This window comes from Arthrobacter agilis (assembly GCF_002953615.1).
Classification (GTDB): Bacteria; Actinomycetota; Actinomycetes; order Actinomycetales; family Micrococcaceae; genus Arthrobacter_D; species Arthrobacter_D agilis_B.
Genome location: NZ_CP024915.1, coordinates 675863 through 684174, shown reverse-complemented (window position 1 = coordinate 684174; position 8312 = coordinate 675863). Strand labels below are relative to the sequence as shown.

Below are 8312 nucleotides of genomic sequence, written 5' to 3'. Positions count from 1 at the left end.
ACTGCCGCTGCCCCGAGCAGGGCGACGGCCGCGGGATAGGCGGGCAGGACGATCCGGTCCGGGAGCCTGTGCGTGCGCCAGTCGATCACGCCCAGCCGCAGGCCGACGACGACGAAGGCCGCGAGTGCGAGGGCCAGGAACGCGAAGGCGACGGGCTCCTCCCCCAGGTATCCGCTGAGCACGACGATCACGCCCCCACGCTACGCGACCCCCTGATCCCGGGAGGGGCAGCCGGTTAGACTGTGGCAATGTCGGCCCAGCACAGTTCCAGTTCCGAGGAGACGTTCCGCTCGCTCTGCCGCTCCTCCCCCTGGCGCTGGGAGACCCTCCGGTTCACCATCACGTGGCGCGCGCCGTCGGAGCAGGGCCTCGACACTCCCGCACCCCTGAAGGCCTGGCTCCGCCGGCCCGCGGCGCTCCGCGTGGAAGCCGCGGACGGCTCGCTGCTGCATTCGACGACGGGCAACGAGACCTCCCGCGACGCGCTCTACGTCAGCGCGACCCGGAAGTCGTGGCTCCTGGCGCCGCGCCTCGTGACACCCGTGTACGACGACGCCGGGCTGGTGCGGCGCCGGCCCGAGGCGGCCTACGGCGAGGCGGTGTTCGCCGATCCGCGCTGGTCGTCGATGCTCGATCCCGTCGAGCTCGCGGGCAACGCCCCGGTGGCCATGGCGTTCCCCGGCGCCGAGCGCGTGGAGGTCGAGGACCTCGCCGAGGGGAGCTTCGCCGGCCGGCCCGTCCTCACCGCGACCGTCCGGCCGAACGCCTCGTACGTGTCCGCCGCTCCGGGCAGGCCGCTCGTGGGGCCGGGCGCGACGCGTGTCGCCATCGACCTCGGCACGGCGGTCTGCGTCTCGACGACGGCCCTCGACGGACCGGCGCGGGGCGCCGGCCACGACCTCCAGATCCTCGGGGTGGACGAGTACCTGACGGACGACTACTTCCGCGCCGCGCCCCCGGAGCTCAGCGACGTGAGCCGGCACGTCCCCTGGGTCGTCGGCTGAACCCCTTCCGGGGTCCACACCGGTTCCCCTGCCCGGACCGGACCTCCGTCCGCCGGCTGGACGACGCCGGCGGACGCCCGGTCCTGCGTGCCTAGATCTCCGCGCCCTCCAGCAGCTCGGTGACGAGGGCCGCGATCGGCGAACGCTCGGACCGCGTCAGGGTGACGTGCCCGAAGAGGGGGTGGCCCTTGAGGATCTCGACGACGGCGGCGATGCCGTCGTGCCGTCCCACGCGCAGGTTGTCGCGCTGCGCGACGTCGTGGGTCAGGACGATCTTCGAGTTCTGCCCGATGCGGCTCATCACCGTGAGCAGCACGTTCTTCTCGAGGGACTGCGCCTCGTCGACGATCACGAAGGAGTCGTGCAGGCTGCGGCCCCGGATGTGGGTGAGCGGCAGCACCTCGAGCATGCCGCGGTCCATCACCTCCTCGACGACCTCCTGCGACACCAGGGCCCCGAGCGTGTCGAAGACCGCCTGCGCCCAGGGGTTCATCTTCTCGTTCTCGCTGCCCGGCAGGTACCCGAGTTCCTGGCCGCCCACGGCGTAGAGGGGGCGGAAGACCACCACCTTGCGGTGCTCCCGCCGTTCGAGGACCGCTTCGAGGCCCGCGCACAGGGCCAGGGCGGACTTGCCGGTACCCGCCCGGCCGCCCAGGGAGACGATCCCCACCTCGGGGTCCATCAGCAGGTCGATCGCGAGGCGCTGCTCGGCGGAACGCCCGTGCAGCCCGAAGACGTCACGGTCGCCCCGGACGAGCCGTACCTGCTTGTCCGTCCCGACCCGTCCCAGCGCGGAGCCGCGCGGGGAGAGCATGATCACGCCCGTGTTCACCGGCTGCTCGGCCGCTCCCGGGGTGAAGACGGCTGCGTGGTCGTACAGGGCGTTGACCTCCTCGACCGTCGCCTCGAGTTCCGCCACGCCCGTCCAGCCGGAGTCCTTCACGAATTCGTTGCGGTACTCGTCGGCCCGCAGGCCCATCGCGGACGCCTTGACGCGCATCGGCAGGTCCTTCGAGACCACCGTGACGTCCCGTCCCTCGACGGCGAGGTTCTTGGCCACGGCGAGGATCCGCGAGTCGTTGTCACCGCTGCGGAAACCCACGGGCAGCACCTCGGGTGAGACGTGGTTGAGTTCGACGCGCAGCGTCCCGCCCTCGTCCCCGATGGGGATCTCCCTGTCGAGTCCGTCGTTCTCCACCCGGAGGTCGTCCAGCAGCCGAAGGGCCTTCCGTGCGAAGTACCCGAGCTCGGGGTCGTGGCGCTTCCCCTCCAGTTCGGAGATGACGACGACGGGCAGGATCACCTCGTGTTCGGCGAACCGCAGGATCGCACGGGGGTCGGACAGCAGGACCGATGTGTCGAGGACGAAGCTGTGACGGCCGGCCGCCGCGGCCGTGTCGATGGTCCCGGTGGTCGCGTCCTGGCGGGACGTGGTGGTTGTAGCCACAGAAACTCCGCTCCGGGGTGCGCACACCCCGAATTCGTAGGGTGGGGTGGACGATCCGGCCCGGAGGCCGGTCGCGGCCTCCCCGACTCGTACGAGATGCCTGTCAGCACCGTCGGCGTCATCAGCGGCCTTCCATCGGGGGATCTGAACGCCACCCGATGGCTAGACCCTACGCCGTCCGGAGACGCGGCGCAGGTCTCTCCGGCATGTCGATCATTACGGTCCGGTGAACTCTCAGGACCCGAACCTGCGCTGGCGGCGGCCGAAGTCCCGCAGCGCCCGCAGGAAGTCGACGCGCCTGAAATCGGGCCACAGCGCCTCGCAGAAGTAGAACTCGCTGTACGCGCTCTGCCACATCAGGAACCCGGAGAGCCGCTGCTCGCCGGACGTCCGGATCACCAGGTCCGGATCCTGCTGGCCGCGCGTGTAGAGGAAGGACGAGATGTGCTGGTCCGTCAGCTCCTCGGCGAGGGTCTCGAGGGACATGCCCTTCGCCGCGGCGTCGCGCATCAGTTCCTTCACGGCGTCGACGATCTCCCGCCGGCCCCCGTACCCCACGGCGACGTTGACGTGGAGGCCGTCGATCTTCTCGGTCGATGCCGCGAGGCCCACGAGTTTTTCCGCGAGGTCGTCGGGCAGGAGGTCGAGGGCGCCCACGGGCTGCACCCGCACCCGGTTGCTCTCGCCGAGCCGGTCCAGGGTGTTCGCGATGATGTCGAGGAGCTGGTCGATCTCCTCCTGGGGCCTGCCCATGTTGTCCGTCGAGAGCATGTACAGCGTCACGACGTCGACGCCGAGTTCCTCGCACCAGCCCAGGAACTCGTGGATCTTGTCCGCGCCGGCCTGGTGCCCGTGGCTCGTCGGCGCACCCGCGAGCTTCGCCCACCGACGGTTGCCGTCCACCATGACGCCGATGTGGTGCGGGATGCGCTCGGGCGCGAGGTGTCGCTGCAGCCTGCGCTCGTAGAAGCTGTAGCCGACCTCGGGGAACTTCCACGTCACGCCCGGCTGCCTCCCCTGGTCGGCTCCGGCCCGGCCGGAGGAGATTCTCGATGCGGGCTCCCTGTGCCCCCTCCTACCGTACCGGCAGTTGCCTGACACCAGGCCGACCAGGGACGTTCGGTGCCCGTGGACCAGAGGTTACCCGTGGGTAACCTAGCCCCGGATCGGCTAGAATCCGAGGCATGACCCCGCGCCGTCCCGCCCCCGTCCCGGGCCCGCCGGATCCCGCCGGCAGCCCTGACACGGCCCTCGGGAATGCGGTGGACGCGGTGGCCGGTCCCCTCGCGGACGCGATCGCGACCAAGCCGCTCTGGCGGGGCTGGATCCATGCCGTCGCCACCCCCCTGGCCGTCGCGGCCGGGATCGTCCTCGTGGTCCTGGCCCCGACGCCGGGACTCCGGATCGCCTCCGCCGTCTACGCGCTGACCGGGGTGCTGCTCTTCGGCGTGAGCGCGGTGTACCACCGCGGCAGCTGGAGTCCCGGCGTCAAGGTGGTCCTGAAGCGGCTGGACCACACGAACATCATGCTCGTGATCGCCGGTTCCTACACGCCGCTGGCCTGGGCGCTGCTCGAGCGCGGCAAGGCCGGGACGCTGCTGTGGATCATCTGGAGCGGCGCGATCGCCGGCGTCCTGTTCCGCAACCTGTGGGTCCACGCACCGCGCTGGCTCTACGTGCCGGTCTACGTGGCCCTGGGCCTGGCGTCCGTGTTCTACATGCCCGATTTCTTCGCCGCGAACGTGCCCGCGGCCGTCCTGATCTGCGTCGGCGGCGTCCTGTACATCGCCGGGGCGGTGTTCTACGGGATCAAGCGCCCCAACTTCTCGGTGCGCCTCTTCGGCTTCCACGAACTCTTCCATGCCTTCACGGTGGCGGCCTTCGCCGCCCACTTCATCGCGATCATGCTCGCCGTGACGGACCCGATCCGGGCCTGACCGGCACGCAGCCCTGCCCGAGCCCCGTCAGCGGTTGTCCGGGCCGTGCGTCCCGCCCGGCCCTGGGCGGCCGATGTCGTCCGGGCCCCGGAACCGGCCCTCCCCGTCGGGCGTACCGTCCGTCCTCCCGCGCTCCGCACGTGCCTGCTCCACCTCCGCGGTGTAGCGGACGCGCCGGATGCGCTTGACCATGTCCCGGATCAGGAAGATCACGAGGACGACGACGAACAGCGTCGCCAGGAAACCCAGTGTCCCGGGCGTCACCGAGGACGGATCCAGCCCCGGTTTCAGCGTCGGGTCGCCCGACGGCGTCGTCGCTGCAGCCAGGCTGAGGGAAGGGAACACGCATCCACCACTTTCGGAGCTCGCGGCGGGCCGAGCAGCCCGCCGCCAGCAATTCTACGCGGGATAGAAGTCGACCGCGGACCTAGGACTCCGGCGTGATGCCCGCGAAGAAGTCGTCCTCGGGCAGGGAGGACCCGACCCGCGACGTGATGAGGGAGTAGTCCTCCCACGGCCACACCTTCTGCTGCAGCTCGACCGACACGGCGAAGAAGAAGCCCTCCGGGTCGACCTGCGTCCGATGCGCGAGGAGAGCCCGCTCCCGGTGCCCGAAGAAGTCGCCGCAGTCGATCTGGGTGGTGGTGGGGTGCACGGGGGCGGGAGGCTGGTGGCCCTCGGCGTCCGCCTCCAGCCACTGCGCGAGCCGCTCGGCGTACGGCGACTGCAGGCCCGCCTCCTCGAGCGCGAAGTGCAGCGCACGGAAGCGCTCGGGGTTGAAGGCGCGGTCGTAGTAGAGCTTGGCCGGCGCCCACGGCTCACCCGTCCCGGGATACCGCTCCGGATCACCCGCGGCGTCGAACGCCTCGACGGCCACGCGGTGCGCCATGATGTGGTCGGGGTGCGGGTAGCCGCCGTTCTCGTCGTAGCTGATGATCACGTGCGGACGGAACTCGCGGACGAGCTTCACGAGCGGAGCCGCCGCGCGTTCGAGGGGCTGGAGCGCGAAGCAGCCGAAGGGCAGGTCGGGCAGCGGATCGCCCTCGGGCAGCCCGGAGTCGGTGAAGCCGAGCCACCGCTGCTGCACGCCGAGCTCGGCGACGGCCCGCGCCATCTCGATCCGGCGCAGGCCGGGGAGGTCGCGCTTGCCATGCGCGTCGTCGTCCATCGCCGCGTTGAGGATGTCGCCGCGCTCGCCTCCCGTGCAGGTCGCGACCAGCACCTCCGCTCCTGCCGCGACGTAGCGGGCCATCATGGCCGCGCCCTTGCTCGACTCGTCGTCGGGGTGGGCATGGACCGCGAGGAGGCGGAAGCCCTTCTGGGACACGCGGGGATGGTCCTGGCTCGACAACACGTGCTCCTGGCTCGATGCGGGAAGGGGACGGCCGGAGGGGCCGCCGTGGGGACGGTAAAATGGGAGCGTGAGCTCCGCCGATACGCCAACACCAAGAGTAGCCAATCGCTACGGCACCCCCAAGCCGAAGAAGCCGATGGGCCGCGTGCGGATGCTGGTCGTCGCGGCGGTCCTGGCGGCCGTGGCCGCGGTCGCCGCCGTCGCCCTGACTTCCGGGAGCCCCGCCGTCTCCTCCAAGGACGTCGGGTTCTCCCTCTCCTCGGAGGGCCGGGCCGGCGTCGACTTCGAAGTGACGAAGGACCGCTCGGACACGGCACAGTGCGCCGTCCAGGTGCTGAGCGAGAACTACGCGGTGGTCGGCTGGAAGGTGGTCACCATCGGTCCGAACAGCGCCGACGAGGGCGTGAACGACGGCGGCACCACCGCTCATCGCGTCGATGTCCGCACCGATTCGCCTGCCGTCTCGGGTGGCGTCAACGCCTGCTGGATCGTCGGGGACTGAGCCCGGGAGCCGACCTTCTTGGGTTATGGCCCTCCCCCCTCTAGACTGGAGGGATACGTATCGCCCCGCTTCACCGGTGCACCGGCCTTCCGGTCCCAGGAGGCGGGGTGTTTGCTTGCCGGTGGTGACGGCCCCGCCCTTCCCCGGTGAAGCGACCACACGCCCCGCCCCGACCGGTGGAGGCCGTACCGAAGGAGATATCCCGTGTCCACTCACAGCGCACCCGTCGCCTGGCTCACACAGGAGTCCTACAACCGACTCAAGAGCGAGCTGGAGCACCTGTCCGGTCCCGGCCGCACCGAGATCGTGGCCCGCATCGAGCAGGCCCGCTCCGAGGGCGACCTCAAGGAGAACGGCGGCTACCACGCCGCCAAGGAGGAGCAGGGCAAGGCCGAGGCACGCATCCGGCAGCTCACCCATCTGCTGAACAACGCGCACGTGGGCGAGGCACCCGCCGACGACGGCGTCGTCGAGCCCGGCATGATGGTGTCCGCGAAGATCGCGGGCGACGTCGAGAACTTCCTCCTCGGCAGCCGCGAGGTGGCCGGCGACACCGATATCGACGTCTACAGCGAGAAGTCCCCGCTGGGCGCCGCGATCCAGGGCACGAAGGCCGGGGACACCGTCACCTACACCGCGCCCAACGGCAAGCAGATCACCGTCGAGATCATCTCGGCGACACCGTACGTCGGCTGAGGCCGGCTAGCCCTGCCCGGACCAGGAGCGGTCCGTCCCTCCGGGGGCGGGCCGCTCCCGTCTGAGCAGGAACGCCGCCAGTACGCCGCCGAGCGCGCCGAAGAGGTGCGCCTGCCAGGAGATGTTCGGACCGACGACCGGCAGGATGCCCCACAGGATGGATCCGTAGGCGGCGAACAGGACGACGGCGAGGAGGATCTGCTTCCAGTCCCGGTTGTAGAACCCGCGCGTGACGAGGTAGGTGAAGAGGCCGAAGACGACGCCCGACGCCCCGATCGTCAGTCCTCCGCCGAAGAGCCACGTGCCGAGGCCCGAGGCCATCCAGCTGACGCCGATCGCCACGAGGAAGCGGCGTGCGCCCTCGAGGAAGGCCAGGAACCCGAGGACGAGCAGCGGGAGGGTGTTGCCGGCCAGGTGCCCCGCGCCGGAGTGCAGCAGTGGAGCGAACACCACGCCGTCGAGACCCTCCAGCCGCCGCGGTGCGATCCCGAGGGTGCGCACGAGGCCGTTCCCGAGGACCGCGTCCAGGAGGAGCGCCGCCCACATCACGGCGACGAGGCCGGCCACGGTGACCAGCCCCGTCCGGGCCCGCCGGGCGAGGGGTGTCATCGTCGAGGCTCCTCAGCCCTGGATGACCTGGGGCTGGAAGCCTTCCGCGCGCAGGTTGCTGAGGACCTGTTCGCAGTGCTCGTCGCCCTTGGTCTCCATGTTGATGGTGATCGCGACGTCGCCCATGCTGATGGATCCGCCCACCCGGGTGTGGTCCACACCGGTGACGTTGGCGTCCGACTCGGCGATGATCCGGGAGATGGTGGCCAGGGAGCCGGGCCGGTCGTCGAGCAGCATGCGCACCACGAGGTAGCGGCCCGCCGCGGCGAGTCCGCGCTGGATCACCTTCAGCATGAGCATCGGATCGATGTTGCCGCCCGAGAGCACGACGACGGTGTTGCCGGGTCGTGCGCCGTTCTCGGTGAGCTTCCCGTCGAGCAGGGCCGCCACCCCCACGGCGCCCGCGGGCTCGACGACCATCTTCGAACGCTCCAGCAGGAAGATCAGCGCCCGCGCAAGGGAGTCCTCGCTGACGGTCACGACGTCGTCCACGAGTTCCCGGATGATCGAGAAGGGCAGCTGGCCGGGGCGGCCGACCGCGATACCGTCCGCGATCGTCGAGACCTTGGTCAGGGGGACGAGGGCATCGGCGGCCAGGGAGGGCGGATAGGCCGCCGCGTTCTCGGCCTGCACGCCGATGATGCGGATCTCCCGGCCGAGCTCTTTCGCACGCGCCTTGACGGCCACGGCGACGCCGGCGAGGAGGCCGCCACCGCCGACACCCATCAGGATGGTGTCGACGTCGGGCACCTGCTCCAGGATC

General features: G+C 70.7%; 10 protein-coding genes and 1 pseudogene. 4 read left to right on the top strand and 7 right to left on the bottom strand.

The window, feature by feature from the left end; all coding sequences use genetic code 11:
- Nucleotides 1-191 (bottom strand): annotated as a pseudogene (locus CVO76_RS03360) (prepilin peptidase); the annotation flags it as partial.
- A gap of 57 nt (nt 192-248) precedes the next feature.
- On the opposite strand from CVO76_RS03360, the gene CVO76_RS03355 reads away from it, so the two are divergent.
- On the top strand, nt 249-1004 hold the full coding sequence (locus CVO76_RS03355) for a hypothetical protein (RefSeq protein ID WP_208740667.1): 756 nt from the start codon (nt 249-251) through the stop codon (nt 1002-1004).
- A gap of 91 nt (nt 1005-1095) precedes the next feature.
- Here CVO76_RS03355 and CVO76_RS03350 read toward each other — a convergent pair whose 3' ends face one another.
- Together CVO76_RS03350 and CVO76_RS03345 are read right to left on the bottom strand one after the other, a co-directional pair.
- Complete coding sequence (locus CVO76_RS03350) at nt 1096-2406, bottom strand: PhoH family protein (protein WP_244186288.1); 1311 nt, start codon at nt 2404-2406, stop codon at nt 1096-1098.
- Nucleotides 2407-2685: 279 nt separating this feature from the next.
- Nucleotides 2686-3453 carry an isoprenyl transferase gene (locus CVO76_RS03345; RefSeq protein WP_133081999.1) on the bottom strand — a complete coding sequence of 256 codons (768 nt, stop codon included), beginning with the start codon at nt 3451-3453 and terminating at the stop codon, nt 2686-2688.
- A 182-nt stretch (nt 3454-3635) separates the two neighbouring features.
- Between CVO76_RS03345 and trhA the strand changes: the two genes are divergently transcribed.
- Nucleotides 3636-4388, top strand: coding sequence for a PAQR family membrane homeostasis protein TrhA (trhA, locus tag CVO76_RS03340; protein WP_208740665.1), 753 nt, complete (start codon nt 3636-3638; stop codon nt 4386-4388).
- Nucleotides 4389-4415: 27 nt separating this feature from the next.
- On the opposite strand, the gene CVO76_RS03335 is transcribed toward trhA, so the two are convergent.
- On the bottom strand, nt 4416-4733 hold the full coding sequence (locus tag CVO76_RS03335; RefSeq protein WP_208740664.1) for a hypothetical protein: 318 nt from the start codon (nt 4731-4733) through the stop codon (nt 4416-4418).
- Nucleotides 4734-4815: 82 nt separating this feature from the next.
- Nucleotides 4816-5715 (bottom strand): mycothiol conjugate amidase Mca, encoded by a 900-nt coding sequence (mca, locus tag CVO76_RS03330; protein WP_208740663.1) that lies wholly within the window; start codon nt 5713-5715, stop codon nt 4816-4818.
- Between the two features lie 94 nt (nt 5716-5809).
- Between mca and CVO76_RS03325 the strand changes: the two genes are divergently transcribed.
- Both CVO76_RS03325 and greA read left to right on the top strand, forming a co-directional pair.
- Nucleotides 5810-6244: a DUF4307 domain-containing protein gene (locus CVO76_RS03325; RefSeq protein WP_244186167.1), complete on the top strand. Its 435-nt coding sequence runs from the start codon at nt 5810-5812 to the stop codon at nt 6242-6244.
- A 204-nt stretch (nt 6245-6448) separates the two neighbouring features.
- The gene (gene greA / locus CVO76_RS03320; protein WP_133081996.1) at nt 6449-6940 is read left to right on the top strand and encodes a transcription elongation factor GreA; all 492 of its coding nucleotides are present in this window, start codon (nt 6449-6451) and stop codon (nt 6938-6940) included.
- A gap of 6 nt (nt 6941-6946) precedes the next feature.
- Here the strand turns inward: greA and CVO76_RS03315 are convergent, their stop codons facing one another.
- The gene (locus CVO76_RS03315; RefSeq protein ID WP_208740662.1) at nt 6947-7549 is read right to left on the bottom strand and encodes a rhomboid family intramembrane serine protease; all 603 of its coding nucleotides are present in this window, start codon (nt 7547-7549) and stop codon (nt 6947-6949) included.
- Between the two features lie 12 nt (nt 7550-7561).
- A partial coding sequence (locus CVO76_RS03310; RefSeq protein WP_208740661.1) for a pyridoxal-phosphate dependent enzyme occupies nt 7562-8312 on the bottom strand: 751 nt, incomplete at its 5' end.

Coding starts and splice junctions, on each gene's coding strand:
- CVO76_RS03355 (WP_208740667.1), top strand. CDS start 249: ATGTCGGCCCAGCACAGTTCCAGTTCCGAGGAGACGTTCCGCTCGCTC.
- trhA (WP_208740665.1), top strand. CDS start 3,636: ATGACCCCGCGCCGTCCCGCCCCCGTCCCGGGCCCGCCGGATCCCGCC.
- CVO76_RS03315 (WP_208740662.1), bottom strand. CDS start 7,549: ATGACACCCCTCGCCCGGCGGGCCCGGACGGGGCTGGTCACCGTGGCC.